This window comes from Streptomyces sp. DH12, from assembly GCF_020873895.1.
Lineage (GTDB): Bacteria > Actinomycetota > Actinomycetes > Streptomycetales > Streptomycetaceae > Streptomyces.
Genome location: NZ_JAHWGT010000500.1, coordinates 1 through 587, shown reverse-complemented (window position 1 = coordinate 587; position 587 = coordinate 1). Strand labels below are relative to the sequence as shown.

The window sequence follows — 587 nt, the reverse complement described above, 5'->3', positions numbered from 1 at the left end:
GCAGAAAACCGATCAGCACACCGTGGCGTGATCACACGTCATCGTACTTGTGTTTCAAGGGAGTTGAAGGTGCCCTTGAGACAGTCAAGGGCGTCCTCAGGACAGCTGGAGCAGCCCCCGGAGCAGGTCGCGGCTCTCGGCGGGACCCGGGCTGTCGTGCTGCAGCTCCTTGAGCGCCTTCTCGTACTGGGCCACGTCCTCGGGCTTGTCCAGGTAGAGCGCGCTGGTGAGCTGCTCCAGGTACACCACGTCCGAGAGGTCGGACTCGGGGAAGCTGAGGATGGTGAAGGCGCCGGACTCCCCGGAGTGGCCGCCCATGCTGAACGGCACCACCTGGAGCCGCACGTTGGGCCGCTCGGAGACGTCGATCAGATGCTGGAGCTGCGCGCGCATCACCGCGCGGTCGCCGTACGGCCGGCGCAGCGCCGCCTCGTCGAGCACCACGTGGAACTCGGGGGCGTTCTCCGCGACCAGGTACCTCTGCCGCTCCAGGCGCAGCGCCACCCGGCGCTCCACGTCGGCGTCGCTCGCGCTCTTCATGCCGCGCCGCACCACCGCGCGGGCGTACTCCTCGGTCTGCAGCAGAC

1 protein-coding gene is annotated in these 587 nt (G+C 68.5%); it reads right to left on the bottom strand.

Features of this window, described 5'->3' with window-relative positions:
- Positions 1–96: 96 nt before the first annotated feature.
- Positions 97–587 (bottom strand): DUF5753 domain-containing protein (locus tag LPA54_RS35410; protein WP_228984686.1); only part of this gene is annotated, 491 nt, incomplete at its 5' end.